This window comes from Methylophaga sp. F-2 (assembly GCF_056859315.1).
Genome location: NZ_JBSXOF010000021.1, coordinates 125,937 through 140,581 on the forward strand (window position 1 = coordinate 125,937; position 14,645 = coordinate 140,581).

At 47.6% G+C, this 14,645-nt stretch carries 12 protein-coding genes; 5 read left to right on the plus strand and 7 right to left on the minus strand.

Going from position 1 to position 14,645, the window contains the following annotated elements:
* The first annotated feature begins 2 nt into the window (after positions 1-2).
* Together AC13DA_RS15180 and AC13DA_RS15185 are read left to right on the plus strand one after the other, a co-directional pair.
* Entirely contained in the window at positions 3-1,424 is a 1,422-nt protein-coding gene (locus AC13DA_RS15180) for an efflux transporter outer membrane subunit (RefSeq protein WP_040576097.1), read from the plus strand.
* A gap of 63 nt (positions 1,425-1,487) precedes the next feature.
* Entirely contained in the window at positions 1,488-1,667 is a 180-nt protein-coding gene (locus AC13DA_RS15185; protein WP_007144013.1) for a PLDc N-terminal domain-containing protein, read from the plus strand.
* A 55-nt stretch (positions 1,668-1,722) separates the two neighbouring features.
* On the opposite strand, the gene gloA is transcribed toward AC13DA_RS15185, so the two are convergent.
* From gloA to AC13DA_RS15205, 4 genes are all read right to left on the minus strand, one after another.
* Positions 1,723-2,277 carry a lactoylglutathione lyase gene (gloA, locus tag AC13DA_RS15190; RefSeq protein WP_007144014.1) on the minus strand — a complete coding sequence of 185 codons (555 nt, stop codon included), beginning with the start codon at positions 2,275-2,277 and terminating at the stop codon, positions 1,723-1,725.
* A gap of 55 nt (positions 2,278-2,332) precedes the next feature.
* Positions 2,333-3,658: an alanine/glycine:cation symporter family protein gene (locus AC13DA_RS15195; RefSeq protein ID WP_284451532.1), complete on the minus strand. Its 1,326-nt coding sequence runs from the start codon at positions 3,656-3,658 to the stop codon at positions 2,333-2,335.
* Between the two features lie 104 nt (positions 3,659-3,762).
* On the minus strand, positions 3,763-5,190 hold the full coding sequence (locus tag AC13DA_RS15200; protein ID WP_284451531.1) for a DHA2 family efflux MFS transporter permease subunit: 1,428 nt from the start codon (positions 5,188-5,190) through the stop codon (positions 3,763-3,765).
* Positions 5,191-5,204: 14 nt separating this feature from the next.
* On the minus strand, positions 5,205-5,999 hold the full coding sequence (locus tag AC13DA_RS15205; protein ID WP_284451530.1) for an SDR family NAD(P)-dependent oxidoreductase: 795 nt from the start codon (positions 5,997-5,999) through the stop codon (positions 5,205-5,207).
* A 98-nt stretch (positions 6,000-6,097) separates the two neighbouring features.
* On the opposite strand from AC13DA_RS15205, the gene AC13DA_RS15210 reads away from it, so the two are divergent.
* Positions 6,098-7,000: a LysR family transcriptional regulator gene (locus AC13DA_RS15210; protein WP_284451529.1), complete on the plus strand. Its 903-nt coding sequence runs from the start codon at positions 6,098-6,100 to the stop codon at positions 6,998-7,000.
* A gap of 28 nt (positions 7,001-7,028) precedes the next feature.
* On the opposite strand, the gene AC13DA_RS15215 is transcribed toward AC13DA_RS15210, so the two are convergent.
* Together AC13DA_RS15215 and AC13DA_RS15220 are read right to left on the minus strand one after the other, a co-directional pair.
* The gene (locus AC13DA_RS15215; RefSeq protein ID WP_284451528.1) at positions 7,029-10,148 is read right to left on the minus strand and encodes a multidrug efflux RND transporter permease subunit; all 3,120 of its coding nucleotides are present in this window, start codon (positions 10,146-10,148) and stop codon (positions 7,029-7,031) included.
* A gap of 16 nt (positions 10,149-10,164) precedes the next feature.
* Entirely contained in the window at positions 10,165-11,307 is a 1,143-nt protein-coding gene (locus AC13DA_RS15220) for an efflux RND transporter periplasmic adaptor subunit (RefSeq protein WP_284451527.1), read from the minus strand.
* A gap of 163 nt (positions 11,308-11,470) precedes the next feature.
* On the opposite strand from AC13DA_RS15220, the gene AC13DA_RS15225 reads away from it, so the two are divergent.
* Together AC13DA_RS15225 and AC13DA_RS15230 are read left to right on the plus strand one after the other, a co-directional pair.
* The gene (locus AC13DA_RS15225; protein WP_284451526.1) at positions 11,471-12,199 is read left to right on the plus strand and encodes a response regulator; all 729 of its coding nucleotides are present in this window, start codon (positions 11,471-11,473) and stop codon (positions 12,197-12,199) included.
* Complete coding sequence (locus AC13DA_RS15230; protein WP_284451525.1) at positions 12,196-13,269, plus strand: ATP-binding protein; 1,074 nt, start codon at positions 12,196-12,198, stop codon at positions 13,267-13,269. The genes AC13DA_RS15225 and AC13DA_RS15230 overlap by 4 nt, the downstream gene beginning before the upstream one ends.
* Before the next feature lie 27 nt (positions 13,270-13,296).
* Here the strand turns inward: AC13DA_RS15230 and mnmE are convergent, their stop codons facing one another.
* A complete protein-coding gene (gene mnmE / locus AC13DA_RS15235; RefSeq protein WP_284451524.1) occupies positions 13,297-14,640 on the minus strand; it encodes a tRNA uridine-5-carboxymethylaminomethyl(34) synthesis GTPase MnmE in 1,344 nt (447 codons plus the stop codon).
* Between the last annotated feature and the right edge of the window lie 5 nt (positions 14,641-14,645).

Here is a 14,645-nt window from a genome sequence, read left to right on the forward strand (position 1 = left end):
TTATGATAAAACCTCTTAAACTATCTGTTGCTATAACGGCGATATTAACGATATCAGCATGTTCTTTGATGCCAGATTATCAAAGACCTGAGCCGAATATTGCCATTGCTAATCAATCAGTCGAGAGTTCAACCGATGTGGCTGAACTCGGCTGGAAAGATTTTTATCTTGATCCGAAATTGGATCAATTGATCAGCATTGCGTTAGCCAATAACCAGGATCTTAGAGTTTCATCGCTGACGGTCGAACAATTACGTGAACAATTTCGTATTCAAAAAGCCGCCAAATTACCCACTGTTAATGCAGAAGGCTCGGTGACACGTCAACGCACCCCAGAGTCATTAACTGGTACAGGCCGAAGTGGCATCACTGATACTTATAGTGTTGGGCTAGGTGTATCTGCTTGGGAACTCGATTTCTTTGGACGAATAGATAGCCTGTCAGAGTCTGCATTACAACAGTTCCTGGCTTCTAAATCATCACGCGACAGCATGCAACTGACCCTGATTGCCCAAGTAGCTGATGCCTGGTTTAGTTGGTTAGCGAGTGATGCACAACATCAATTATCATCAGAAACACGGGAAGCACGTGCTGAAAGTTATCAACTGATTGAAAAACGCTTCAAAAGTGGCTTAGCTTCTGAACTGGATGTCAGACAAGCTGAAACAGCTCTGCACGAAGCACGTGTTCTGGAAGCGCAATACCAGCAACAAGCAAATCAGAACTTCACCAACTTACAGCTCTTAGTGGGCCAAAGCTTGGATAAGGATGAATGGAAAAAAGACTGGTATGAAATAAAAACACTGCGTGATATTCCTGCTAATCTGACTTCTGATGTGTTGTTAAAACGTCCTGATGTGATGCAGGCTGAGTACAATATTAAGTCTGCAAATGCTGATATTGGTGCAGCCAGAGCCGCATTCTTCCCGCGTATCAGTCTGACCACCTCACTCGGTTTTGGCGGTACAAGCTTTGGTCAATTAGGGGAGGCATCAAGCCGTCAATGGTCTATCGCACCGCAATTTACCCTGCCATTACTTGATTGGGGTGTCAATCAAGCCAACCTGAATGTGGCAGAGTTACAAAAAGACATTAATATCGCTCAGTATCAACAAGTGATTCAGGAAGCATTTAAGGAAGTGCGTGATGAGATGGAAGCGCGTTATACCTTAGATGCACAATTGCAAGCACAGAATGATCTAACGGCATCCACCAAACGCAGTCTGGAATTAGCTCAATATCGCTTCAACGCTGGTATAGATAGTTACCTGGATGTATTGGATGCCCAGCGTAGTTCTATCAACAGTGAATTAAATCAGATTGATACCCGACTGCTCAGACTTCGTAATCAATTAACGCTATACAAAGCATTGGGTGGTGGCCTGTATGAAGAAACACCATCGCCTTCGCCACAACAGAAATAATTTTGTATCCGTCATCAGCTTAATTTAAGCTGACTTATATTTGTTGAAATTAAGGAGAGAAAAATGGATTTACAAGTGGGCGGCATATTAGGTCTGATTTGGTTAATCATTGTTATCTGGGCCATTATTAAGGTTGCCAATAGCCCTGCTGGTGGTGGCGCTAAGATATTATGGATACTTATCCTTCTGCTATTTCCTGTATTAGGTCTGCTGATTTGGTTCCTGCTTGGACCTAAAAGCTAGTCTAACCAGCCACGCAAAAAAAAGGGGCTTAACGCCCCTTTTTTAATGCTTTCATTTAACCTAAGTGATCTTTTAGTAATTCTGGCTGACGTTCAGGCGTGAAAATTTCAATCCAGTAACCATCCGGATCTTGAATAAAGGCAATGCCTTTCATTTTGCCATCATTCGGTTTCTTCACAAACGGCACGCCAAATGATTCAAACCGCTCACATGCCGCATCAATATCCGGTACCGCAAAGCCGATATGACCAAAGCCACGAGGATCACTATTGCCATTGTGATAACTGACCTCATCATTATCTTCATCACCCCAGTTATGTGTCAGTTCCAACATCGCAGGCATGGCAAACGTTTGTTTGATACGTTCATCATTATCCGTTGAAATCATTTTCACTTGTTCGGGCGATAAAGCGGCCATAAAGTAAAGCGTGAACTTCATCTCTGGAAAATCAAACCGTTTAACTAAAGTCATACCCATCACTTCAGTGTAAAAAGCCAGAGTTCGTTTGGGATCTTTAATCCGGAACATGGTTTGATTAAATACAAAATCATGGGTAGCAGGATCATGTGTCTCGCTCAAGCCTTCAGCATTGTCAAAATGACGACTCATTGTTCTCTCCTTTATATAAAACAGATAGTGTTATGACCATTCTTATGATGATGGTTCACTTGGTATTAAAATAACGCTGACTTTCCTCTTTCACTACTTTCGAAAGCAGTAAAATACCAATGAGATTAGGAATGGCCATCAAGCCATTCATCAAATCAGAAAAGTCCCAGACAAATTTCAGCTCGCGGGTTGCGCCAACAATGACTGCGGCGACAAACACAATACGAAATACGATGATGGCTTTCTCACCCAATAAATATTCCAGTGCTTTTTCACCGTAATAGCTCCAACCTATTAAGGTGGAAAAGGCAAATAAAGCCGTGGCTATCGCAACAATATAAGTCCCGGTTAGTCCTAATGTTTCGGCAAAACTGATACTGGTTAAGATATTGGCTTTCACCCCTTCCTGCCAGGCCGTGGCTGTTAAGATCACCAACGCTGTTGCTGTACACACCACCAGGGTATCAATAAATGTCTGAGTCATAGACACCAGTGCTTGTTTCACCGGATCATTGGTCCGGGCCGCAGCGGCAGCAATTGGCGCAGAACCTAAGCCTGATTCGTTAGAAAACACACCACGAGCAACACCATAGCGAATCGCCGCCGCCACTGCGGCACCAGCAAAGCCACCCCCCGCCGCAATCGGGTTGAAGGCGTGCCAGAAAATTAAATGAAAGGCTGCCGGCACTTCATCTATATTGATACCAATCACAACCAGTGCCGCCCCTAAATAGGCCACAATCATAAAAGGCACTAACATTGAAGTGAATCGTCCGATTGAACGAATTCCGCCAATTAATACCAGCCCCGTTAAAACCATCAGTACAAAACCCGTTGTACTGGTTTCGATGCCAAATACCTGCTGTACGGCTGCAGCCGCGGAATTGGCCTGGGTCATATTACCAATACCAAACGCGGCACCGACAGTGAAAATAGCAAATAAACTGCCTAGCCACGGTAAACCTACGCCTTTTGATATGTAATACATCGGGCCACCACGCATACCGTTTTCACCTTCTTCACGGTATTTCACCGCCAACATGGCTTCTGCATATTTGGTCGCCATACCGACCAGCCCCGTCACCCACATCCAAAATACGGCGCCGGGACCGCCTAGTGAAATCGCAGTCGCCACCCCAACAATATTGCCAATTCCGACCGTTGCAGCCAGCGCAGTGGTTAAAGCGGCAAAATGACTGATATCACCATCCGCTTTATCTTCTTTATGAAATACTAACTTGAGTGCATGGCCTAACGCCCGAAACTGAAGTCCCTTTAACATCAAGGTCAGATAAAGCCCGGTACCGACCAGTAAGATGAGCATTGGTGGTCCCCAGACCCAGCCGGATAAAACCGACACCCAGTGTGAAAGAAATTCCATGTATGCCTGACCTGTTAAAAGTTATTAATGCATTTGAAGTTAAGTGAGATACATGCTGCTGTCAAACTTTACGAACAACCACGCTTTCAGCACCATTAACCAGATCAAGACACTGTTTTAGCTTTGAGAATAGAAGCACCCGCATCTCTTGATAAACTCAATGTATCGGCAATTGAAATTAACGCCAAGACAGCAATGATCCAAAAGGCTAACTGGAAGTCCTCAGTCTGAGTTTCCACTAGTGTGGTTCCATGTAAAAACCACATGGAAAAAGCCAATACCAGAGCGGCAAAGGCGATGCCAATACCCCGACTCATCTGCTGCAGGACTGAAAACAATGTGCTGGCATCACGCATTTGCTGTTCACCCACATCAGCAAAGCCAATAGTATTGAGTGCAGTGAAATGCATGGAGCGATTCATGCCACTGATAAATAACACCAGAACCATTAACCAATGTGGTGTATTCACTGTAAACATGGCCATAGCAACAAACCCAGCCGATACCATCAGTCCATTCGCTATCAGCACCCGGCGGAAACCAAAGGTATTCATAATCCAGGTGGTGGCAGGTTTCATGCACAAATTACCAACAAATAACCACAGTAATAAAATGCCAGCATCCACCGCTGACATGCCGAACCCTAGTTGGAACATCAACGGCAATAAGAAAGGCACGGATGCCACAGCTATTCGGAAAAACGAACCACCCACAGCGGTAATTCTGAAAGTTTTAATCGCTAAAGGCTTCAAACTAAATAATGGATATTGACTGCCAAGTAAGTGTTTAATTGATACCGCCAACAAAGCTAAACCAACCATGATTAAGCTGAGGCTGTATGCCACCTGCAGTCTACCTGCACTCAAACATTCCACACCGGCCATAAAAATACCAAAGCCGGTTCCGGTCATTAAAAAACCACGGATATCAAAAGGTTCTCGTTGCATTACACGATGTGCCTGAGGCTGAATTAAGCAGTGGGTAACGATTAATATCAGTAAACCAATTGGAACATTAATCAGAAAAATCCAATGCCAGCTCCAGTGGGTTGCGATCCAGCCCCCCAAAAAAGGGCCTAATACCGGCCCGAATAAGGCCGGCCAGGTTAGAATAGCCACCGCTTTCACAATCTGATTTTTGGGTGTATCTCGTAATACCACTAGGCGGCCAACAGGCACCATCATCGCGCCACCAAAACCTTGTAAGACCCTGGCCGCTGTAAAGCTCATCAGCCCAGTACTCAAAGCACATAACACTGAGGAAAAAATAAATATCAGTACCGCCAGCGAAAAGACCCGTCGCGCACCAAACCGATCAGCCGCCCAGCCGCTTAATGGCATAAACACTGTTAAGGCGACGAGATAAGCTGAGACTCCGACCGACAAATGAGCTGCCGCAATATCAAAATCCTTGGCAATAACAGGCAAAGCCGTTGCAATAATCGTGGCATCAAGCGTTTCCATAAAAAACGCCGCCGCCACTAATAAAGCAATCGCAATCCGTCTGTTTATCTCAATGGGTCCTAAATGCATTTTATGCCTGGTAGTTAAACAATATCATCTACTACGCCACCATCCACTCTCAGAGCTGCACCGCTGGTCGCTGATGCTTGCTCAGAACAAACATACACCACCATATTGGCGACCTCTTCCACCGATGCTGGCCGTTGTATGATTGAACTTGGTCTGGCTGCCATCACAAAGTCTTTGCCGACGTCTTCATAAGACTTGCCTGTTTTTTCCACTTCATCGGCAATCATGGCTTTAAAACCATCAGAAAGGGTTGGCCCAGGCAAAACACTATTCACCGTCACGCCACTGCCAGCGACACGCTTTGCTAAACCTCGTGAAAGTGATAACTGAGCTGTTTTGGTGACACCATAATGAATCATATCGTCGGGAATATTACGTCCTGACTCTGACGAAATAAACACCACACGTCCCCATTGCTTCGCTTGCATGGCAGGCAGGTAGGCACGAGACAAACGCATACCTGACATCACATTGGTAGCCCAATAGGTATCCCAGGTTTGATCGTCTGTTTCAAAAAAATCGGCTGGGCCAAAGATGCCAGCGTTGTTAACTAAAATATCCACTTCAGGCACTTTACTGACTAATTGTTGGCAACCCTCAGCGGTTGATAAATCTGCAGCGGCAGCGATGAGTTTTGCCTCAGGTAGTTGTGTTTTGATGCGTGCTATCGTCTTGTCAACAGTTTCCTGACTGCGACCATTAATCACCACCTCGGCTCCCGACTCAGCTAAACCTGACGCAATGGCAAAACCAATGCCAGCCGTTGATGCTGTCACTAATGCTTTTTTTCCGGTGAAATCGATCTTCATCGTGTTCTCCTTAGTTATTTATCTATTTATATTGTAGGCGACCACTAATATTGATTAAATAGAGAGAATGTAAATTCACTATTTCGAAATAGTTAACAATGAAACGTATTGATGATCTGCTGGGTTTAAGAGTATTTGAAAGAGTTGTAACATTGGGTAGCCTGACAGCCGCCGCCCAAGAATTAGGCATCTCCCTCGCAGCAGCCAGTAAACGACTGACTAAGCTGGAGCAGTATCTGGATGTACAACTGATTCATCGCAGTACACGGCGATTATCTGTCAGTGATGAAGGACAAACCCTTTATGACTACGCACAACGCATTGTGGCTGAATTAGCACAAGCGGAAGAGGCGATCTTGCAAAAGTCAGAGCAACTCTCCGGCTCTTTAACCATTACCTCTCCCAACAGTTTTGGTCGACGCCACTTGGTCAAACTGATTGCCGAGTTTAAACGTCGACATCCTGGTATTAGCATCCAGCTGCTGCTCAGTGACAGCATTGAAGATATGATTGCAGAAGGTATCGATGTCGCCATTCGTTATGGTGAACTGCCAGACTCAAGACTGGTTGCCCGTCGTTTGCTGAATAATGAGCGTATCTTATGCGCCTCACCCGACTATCTTGCCCGATATGGCACGCCTAAGGCCTTAGAGGAACTGCATCAGCATCAATGTATTATTATCAGTCGTCATACTGAAATTAACTGGGCTTTCCCAAGCCACACCTTACATATCCAGCAAGCGATAAGCAGTAATGACGGTGAGGCCGCACATGTCATGGCATTACAAGGCATGGGTATCGTGCTGAAATCATACTGGGATGTGGCAGAAGACCTGATGGCAGGCAAATTAATTCAGGTCTTAGCAGAGCAAGCCGTTATCAGTGCCCCCATCAATATCATTACCCTAAAAAATCAGCATCAACCCGCAAGAATACGGCTATTTATCGACTTCTTACTTAGTAGTTTGCAACCAATGCAAATGCATAAAGAAAAAACCTGACCTCCCTTCGTTGCCAACACCAAAACGGTTATCCTACGCTCACAGAACGGCGACGCCAAGCACTCAAACGCTCTTGTAATCCGATAACAAACACATAAAAGGCCGGTACAAAAAACACGGCCAATATCGTACCGCTGAGCATGCCACCAAACACGCCTGTGCCAATGGCATGCTGGGTTTCAGCACTGGCGCCACTGGCAAGCATCAATGGAACGACACCAAGCGTGAAGGCCAGCGAAGTCATCAGAATGGGTCGCAGGCGCAGACATGCTGCTGTCACAGCGGCATCTATCAATGTGCGCCCTTCAGCATGTAACTGACGAGCAAACTCTACAATAAGGATAGCGTTCTTTGCTGACAAACCTATGATCGTTATCATGCCGACTTTGAAGAACACATCATTGGGCATGTCACGCAGTAGCACAGCCGCCACTGCCCCCAACAAACCCAACGGTACGACCAGCATCACCGATAGCGGAATCGACCAGCTCTCATACAATGCCGCCAATACCAGAAATACAACCAGGCCTGATAACAACATCAGCATCGGTGCTTGCGCGGCAGATTGCCGTTCCTGCAGTGACAGTCCTGACCAGGCTATCGCAAAACCTTTGGGTAACTGTGCGACTAAACGTTCCATCTCCACCATCGCTGCACCACTGGAAAAGCCGGGCGAAGCTTCCCCTGAGATACGTACAGAAGGAAAGCCCTGAAAGCGAATCATCTGTTGCGGCGACTCGCCCCATACAGGGGTCACAACTTCTCGTAGTGGTACCATGCCACCATTCACATTACGCACTCGCAGGCCGAGTACATCATCCAATTGCATACGAGCATGGGCGTCAGCCTGTATGATAACTTGCTGCATACGTCCCGCATTGGGAAAGTCATTAACATACAGTGACCCCATCGCTGCCGATAAAGTACTGCTCACAGCAGTGAAGGACAGCCCCATTGCCTCAGCTTTTTGCCGATTGATATCCAAGCGAATGCTCTCGCCAGGTGGCAAGCCATCGGGATAGACATTGCTGACCACTTCGCTCTGTGCTGTCAATGCCAGCAGTTGTGCCTGAGCCTCCAACAAAGCCGCTTCACCTTGATGAGCCCGATCCTGTAGAAACAGGCTGAAACCGGAGGAAGTACCCAACTCGTCGATGGCCGGAGGCATCAGACTCATTACCGTTCCCTCGATATTATCAGCCATGGCCTGCTGTGCCAGAGCCGCTTCCTCAGCTGCGGTAGCACCATTACGCTGGTCCCAGTCTTTAAGCATTGTGAAGGCCATAGCTGCGTTCGGACCTGAACCGGCAAAACTAAAGCCCAATACCACCAGATTGGCATCCAGAGCTGGACGTGAAGCAACGTGTGCCTCGTAAGCCTTGACCACTTCCAGAGTGCGTTCACTGGTGGCACCTGTGGGTAACTGGATAGAGGTCATGAAATACCCCTGATCTTCCTCAGGCAGGAAAGATGAGGGTAACTGCTTGGCAGCGACGATAAGCACCACACAAAGCACAGCAAATAACGCCATCATCCGGCCAGTATGGCCAATCATGCTCGCCACCCGTGCACCATAGCCGGCTGTCAGACGCTCAAAGCTTCGGTTGAAAGCACCAAAAAAACCGCGCTTGTGATGGTGCTCAACACTGACCGGGCGTAATAAAGTAGCGCAAAGAGCAGGCGTCAGAGTCAGGGCAAGAAACGCTGAGAACAAAATAGACACGGCCATCGATAGGGTGAATTGCTGGTAGATAATTCCCACTGAACCGCTGCCAAAAGCCATAGGGATAAACACAGCGGTTAACACCAGAGTGATACCAATCACTGCACCAGTGATCTCCTTCATCGCTCTTGAGGTTGCTTCCCTTGGCGACAGCCCTTTGGTCGCCATCAATCGCTCGACATTTTCAACCACCACGATGGCGTCATCGACGATAATACCAATGGCCAGCACCATGCCGAACATAGTGAGTGAATTGATCGAAAATCCGGCAAGCAGCATCACAGCAAAGGTGCCAAGCAACGCGATAGGCGCGACAATGCCAGGAATCAATGTGTAACGCAGGTTTTGCAGGAATAAGAGCATCACCAGGAACACCAGTGCCATAGCTTCAAACAAGGTGTAGATCACCTTCTCAATAGAAACTTTGACGAAAGGTGCCGTATCGAACGGCACTGAGTAGGCCATGCCAACAGGCAGACTCGGTGCAAGTTCGGCCAGACGCTCGCGTATCGCAGAAGCCGTCTGCACAGCGTTTGCGCCGGGTGATAATTGGATAGCCGCGCTGGTTGCCGCCACACCATTCTCACGATTAGAGAAACCGTACGACTGCGCGCCAAGCTCAACTCGCGCCACGTCACCCAGTACCAGCTTCGCCCCATCAGCACTGGCACGCAGAACAATAGCAGCAAACTCCTCGGGGGTCGTCAGTTGTCCCTGTACAGTCAGTGGCACGGTCAGGCGTTGTCCCGGCAGTGCTGGCTCATCACCAATTCGTCCTGGCGCAATCTGTACATTCTGCTGCTCAATGGCCTGAGCCAGTTCATTCATAGTCAGACCATAAGCGTTAAGTTTATTCGGATCGACCCAAACGCGCATCGCCTGCTCGGCACCAAATAACTGCACACGCCCCACCCCTGCAATTCGACGTAATTCCTCGACAATATTCCGCGCCAGATAGTCGTTCAATGCGACTTCATCGAACTGACCGTCGGGTGAGGTCATACCGACCATCATCAAAAAACTGGAGGAGGCCGATTCAACCTGCAGGCCGCTCTGTCTTACAGTTTGGGGCAGTCGCGGTTCCACAGCTTTAATACGGTTTTGCACATCGACCTGGGCCAACTCCGCATTAGTACCGGGTTTGAATGTAGCGGTTATCTGTGCAGTACCAGAGGTATCTACCGATGACTCGAAGTACAGCAAATTTTTCACTCCTGACAATTCGCGCTCGATCAAGCTCACTACCGAATCATTAAGTGTCTGAGGTGTCGCGCCTGGATAAGTCGCATAAATGCTGACCGAGACCGGCGCTACAGAAGGATAGCGAGAGATAGGCAATTGCGGGATGGCAATAACGCCGATCAATACAATAAACAAGGCGATCACCCATGCAAATACTGGGCGGTTTATGAAAAACTGGGGCATGTTGACTTCTCCTGGCTCAGTGTAGCTGATGACTCTCAGCAGCAGATTGCCAAGGGTGTGTGACAACCTGTATAGCCGGACTCAGGCGCTCAATGCCCTCAATGACTACCGACTGACCAGCGCTTAGACCGGAGATGACACGATAATCGCGTCCCACCAGCTCACCAAGCTCAACGGCGACCAGCTCTGCCTTATCATTTGCATCGACTATCCACACACTGGCTTGACCCGCCGTACGAGTCACTGCCTGCTGGGGGACACTCAGAGCATCCGTATAGTAAGCTTTGGCGATACGTGCTTGTACGTAAAGACCGGGCAACAGACGATACTCAGGGTTATCCACCAACACACGTAACAACACATCGCCGGTACCAACATTTACCTCTGTGCCAGAAAACAAAATGTGCCCTTGTATACCGAGAGGCTTACCATCACTACTCAAAATATCCACTGCCAAGTTTGACCCTGCCGTGCCAGCCAGTTGACGCATCGTTTCCAACTCTGATGCTGGTAGACGGATGTCTACGTATACTTGATTGATTTGTTGGATTCTGGCCAAAGGAGTGGCATCTGTTGGCGAAACTAATGCCCCCTCACTAACCAGCGCTTGGTCAATACGGCCATCAATAGGGGCCTCAACACTGGCGAATTGCAAATCCAGTTTACGTCGAGCCAGGGTAGCTTGAGCTTGAGCTACATTCGCTCTAGCCTGGTTTCGCAATGAAACAGCATCATCATAAACTTGACGGCTGACCCCGCCAGCCTCCGTCAGAGAGACGAGACGGTCTACCTCCAAACGTGCTCGTTCCAACACGGCTTCAGCATGCTGCAAAGCTGCCGCTGCAATATCGACATCGACTTTAAATGGCGCTGGATTAATTTGAAACAGCACTGAGCCGGCTTTAATTTCAGCCCCCTCCTCAAACAGACGGTGTTGCAAGATACCACCAACTTGAGCGCGGATCTCAGCACTGCGAATAGCAGTGACTCGGCCTGGCAAGTCTTCAGTAACTAATAACGTTCTGGCTTGTGGCGTCAACACTGATACCTTTACCGAATTGGGCGTTTCTGCAAGCTGCTGTGTTGAATCACAACCTGACAATACCAACACGGCAAGCCCTACTAAAACAATGCTTAGGTGCCACGGTTTGATGAACATAAACGACTCCTCGCTAAACGTATCTTTCGATAACGCCGCTCTGATTAAACGCTAGATAAACAAGGCTGAATTATGACGAGCTGCTATTGCGAATTATTCGAGGCTTTGTGGAGAAAGTATGGAGGGAGTGATACAGTTCAACAATTTAGCGTTGGAGCAGTTCATGTCCAGTCTTAATTCCCCTGTAAGCCCAACAAATTCAGCACTCGTATTGATTGCAGAGGATGAAACAGAGATTGCTGATATTCTTATTGCTTATCTACAGCGCAGTGGGCTACGTACTCAACATGCCGCTGATGGTCAACAAGCATTGGCCATGCATCAAGCTCACAAGCCTGATCTATTGCTACTCGACGTACAGATGCCACATATGGACGGTTGGAATGTACTAAATGAAATTCGCTCTCATAGTGATACACCGGTCATCATGCTCACAGCACTTGATCAGGATATCGATAAGTTAATGGGCTTACGTCTGGGTGCAGATGACTATGTGGTGAAACCATTCAATCCAGCTGAAGTAGTCGCTCGTGTACAGGCAGTATTGCGACGCGTACAAAGCAGTACCCCGGCCACGACTAAAATGCTGCGTGTTGGCAAGTTCCAAATTGACTTAGATAACCACGAGGCCAGCATCTACTGTAATGAGCAACAATTGACACTGGATCTCACCCTGACCGAATTCAAGCTTCTCGCCTGTCTGATGGGTTCACCAAAACGGGCTTTCAGCCGTGAAGAACTGTTGGTCAACTGTCTACCTGAGGGTGATTCTCAGGAACGTACCGTAGATAGTCATATCAGCAAATTACGTAAAAAACTGGAGGCGCTTGATATTCACGGTGTGCCTGCCAGTGTCTGGGGAGTAGGTTATCGCTTTGGTGGTGAAACATGAAATCAGCAGCGGGGTTACGTCGGCAAATAATCAAGTCGCTGGCCGTGATGACGATGGGCATCATTTTTCTGTCAGTGTTCGGATCCTATGTGTTTTATGGTGTTGCCACGGCCTATATGCCGGGCAGCATATCCGAAACCTGGATACCCTCCCAGGTGGAGATGATCTGGATCGTTTGTACAATCATCACTGCGCTGGGGATCGCTCTGTTCGTCGCCATTCGTTTGTCACGGCGTATTCTCACACCACTTAACTCTGTGGCATTCAGCTTGCGTGAAGTCGCCCAGGGTAAACTTAACGCCCGTGCCAAAACCGACCAACATGCGATGGGAGAGACGGCACAACTGGTGCAAGACTTCAATGCTATGGCTGAACGCTTACAGTATATGACCCGGGAACGAGAATTCTGGAATGCTGCCATTGCTCATGAACTTCGTACACCGGTCACCATTCTTCGCGGTCGTTTACAGGGTTTGGCCGAAGGTGTCTTCACACCTAATAACGATATTTTCGAAGGATTACTTCGACAGGTCGAAGGACTCAACCGTCTGATAGAAGATTTACGAGTATTAAGTCTCAATGACAGTGGTCACTTAGAGTTACAGCTGGACGAGGTGATGCTGGCCGAAGAACTCAGCGTAGTAATAGAGAGTTTTACTTCAACACTGAACGCAAGAGGATTTACGCTAAAGCAGCAACTGGATCCCACACTAAAAGTTCGCTGTGATGTTATACGAATACGGCAGGCTTTGATGGCGCTGCTGGAAAATGCCTGTCAACATGCCGATCCTGGTGCGCTGACAGTCCGCCTTAACAGTTCAAAGGACAGCTGTTATTTGAGCGTGGAAGATGAAGGCCCAGGTATTCCTGCAGAGGCCGCAACCGATGTGTTCGAGGCATTTCACCGTGTTGAACCCTCTCGCTCACGAAAAAGTGGCGGTAGTGGGCTTGGTCTTGCCGTTGTTAAAGCGATAGTTGAGGCACATGGAGGGCATGCAATTTGCCAATCTACTAGCGCTGGAGGCACGATTTTCATTCTGTCATGGCCCATTCAGCTAGAGACAAAATGAAAAGTACTGATTAAAGATTTTTTCTATTTACTTACCAATACAAAAACTGGAGAAAATATGATCTAATAAGTCTTCAGTAGTAAATGTGCCGGTAATTTCACCTAGGGCCTGCTGTGCAAGACGTAGCTCTTCAGCTAACAATTCACCAGCACCCATGCCTGAGAGACAGTCATAACCATTGACGATAGACTGTCTGGCACGTGCTAAAGCATCCAGATGTCGACGGCGGGCAATAAACACGCCTTCTTCTTCCGGATGAAACCCTACCGCCTGATAAAGATGTTGTTGGAGTAACTCAAGCCCATCCCCAGACTTCGCCGAAAGATATAAAGTGGGATAACCATTTTCTTCCGTCAAACCTGTCTGATGACCACTTTTATCAATCTTATTACGGATAATAGTCAGTGGTTTATTCGCTGGTAGCTCTGCCAGAATCTTTTTATCCTGATCGGTAAGCCCTTTACTATCATCAATCAACAATAAAATATGATCGGCTTGAGCAAGTTCATTTTGGGTGCGGCGAATGCCTTCCAGCTCAACGATATCGTCTGTGGCATCATGCAAACCGGCGGTATCAGAAATACGTAAAGGTAGACCACCGAGGTGAATTTGTTCACGCAATACATCGCGTGTCGTGCCTGCCACATCAGTCACTATCGCTGCATCATGACCCGCTAGCTGATTGTGTAAACTTGATTTACCTGCATTGGGCTGTCCGGCCAACACCACGCTAATACCTTCGCGTAATAAGCGGCCTTGTTTGGCAGAACCGGTAATACCATCAAGAGTTTTTAATAAATCCTGTAATTGCACATCCACTTGCGCTTCAGCGAGAAAATCAATTTCTTCATCGCTGAAATCAATAGAGGCTTCGACATACATTCTCAGATGCGTCAGTTCTTGCAGAAAATCATTAATGCGATTGGAAAAATCGCCTTGCAGTGATCGCATCGCACTTCTTGCCGCCTGCTCTGTTGAGCTTTCAATTAAATCGGCAACAGCCTCAGCCTGGGCTAAGTCCATTTTATTATTGAGGAAGGCACGCTCGGAGAACTCACCAGGCCGAGCCATTCTGGCACCCAACTCAACAGCACGCTGACAAAGTCTGTCCATAACAAGCGGGCTGCCATGTCCCTGAAGCTCAACAACATCCTCGCCAGTAAATGAAGCCGGACCAGGAAAATAAAGGGCAATGCCTTCATCTATAACACCATTATCGGCATCACGAAAGTGAGTAAACTTGGCGTAACGCGGTGTCGGCAACTTACCGCAAATCGCGGTCACAATCTCAGCGCTTTTTTTACCTGAAATTCTGACGACACCGACACCACCGCGTCCAGGCGCGGTGGCTACTGCAACGATCGTATCCATCAGCG

Coding starts and splice junctions, on each gene's coding strand:
- AC13DA_RS15195 (WP_284451532.1), bottom strand. CDS start 3,658: ATGGAATTTCTTTCACACTGGGTGTCGGTTTTATCCGGCTGGGTCTGG.
- AC13DA_RS15200 (WP_284451531.1), bottom strand. CDS start 5,190: ATGCATTTAGGACCCATTGAGATAAACAGACGGATTGCGATTGCTTTA.
- gloA (WP_007144014.1), bottom strand. CDS start 2,277: ATGAGTCGTCATTTTGACAATGCTGAAGGCTTGAGCGAGACACATGAT.
- AC13DA_RS15205 (WP_284451530.1), bottom strand. CDS start 5,999: ATGAAGATCGATTTCACCGGAAAAAAAGCATTAGTGACAGCATCAACG.
- AC13DA_RS15215 (WP_284451528.1), bottom strand. CDS start 10,148: ATGCCCCAGTTTTTCATAAACCGCCCAGTATTTGCATGGGTGATCGCC.
- AC13DA_RS15210 (WP_284451529.1), top strand. CDS start 6,098: ATGAAACGTATTGATGATCTGCTGGGTTTAAGAGTATTTGAAAGAGTT.
- AC13DA_RS15230 (WP_284451525.1), top strand. CDS start 12,196: ATGAAATCAGCAGCGGGGTTACGTCGGCAAATAATCAAGTCGCTGGCC.
- AC13DA_RS15225 (WP_284451526.1), top strand. CDS start 11,471: ATGTCCAGTCTTAATTCCCCTGTAAGCCCAACAAATTCAGCACTCGTA.
- AC13DA_RS15180 (WP_040576097.1), top strand. CDS start 3: ATGATAAAACCTCTTAAACTATCTGTTGCTATAACGGCGATATTAACG.
- AC13DA_RS15220 (WP_284451527.1), bottom strand. CDS start 11,307: ATGTTCATCAAACCGTGGCACCTAAGCATTGTTTTAGTAGGGCTTGCC.
- AC13DA_RS15185 (WP_007144013.1), top strand. CDS start 1,488: ATGGATTTACAAGTGGGCGGCATATTAGGTCTGATTTGGTTAATCATT.
- mnmE (WP_284451524.1), bottom strand. CDS start 14,640: ATGGATACGATCGTTGCAGTAGCCACCGCGCCTGGACGCGGTGGTGTC.